1 protein-coding gene is annotated in these 605 nt (G+C 70.9%); it reads right to left on the bottom strand.

Annotated features, from left to right (window positions below):
- Positions 1-512 (bottom strand): CorA family divalent cation transporter (locus LPA54_RS35185; protein ID WP_306806590.1); only part of this gene is annotated, 512 nt, incomplete at its 3' end.
- Positions 513-605: the final 93 nt, after the last annotated feature.

Below are 605 nucleotides of genomic sequence, written 5' to 3'. Positions count from 1 at the left end.
AGGCGGTGGCGCAGGGCGCGCAGGGAACCCTGGCCCCCGTGCCGGACGGTGATGAAGAAGTCCCGTCCGGTGAAGCACATGACCTCGCCGGTCTCCACGATCTCACTGCTGGAGGAGACGCGGTCGTGGTCGAGGTAGTGGACGGTCTTGAAGACCGTGAACAGGGAGTCGTCGTAGCGCTCCAGCTTGGGCCGCTGGTGGGCCTGGACGGCGTCCTCCACGGCCAGCGGGTGCAGTCCGAACTCGGCGGCGATTCCCGCGAACTCGGCCTCCGTGGGCTCGTGCAGGCCGATCCACACGAAGCCCCCGTCGCGGCGCACCCGGCGCATCGCGTCCTGGGGGCTGAGCGGGCCGCCCTCGGTGTCCAGGCGGCGGCCGTCCCGGTAGACGGCGCAGTCGACGACGGCGGTGGCCGCCGCGCGCTCCCGCGCTGTGTCGTACGGGCCGCTCTCCTTGCGCAGCGAGACACGGGAGGGACGGACCACGGCGCGCAGGTCGCGGATCATCGACATGGCGGGCTCCTTCGCGAAAGGGCAACGAAAGGCGCCGGGGCGACGGGTGGAACAACCCGGAATGAGGACGTCCTGGACTGCGCATGTTTGGCA

Origin of the sequence: Streptomyces sp. DH12 (genome assembly GCF_020873895.1) — a bacterium.
In the GTDB taxonomy this organism is placed as follows: domain Bacteria; phylum Actinomycetota; class Actinomycetes; order Streptomycetales; family Streptomycetaceae; genus Streptomyces.
This window is presented reverse-complemented; position numbering and strand designations above follow the sequence as displayed.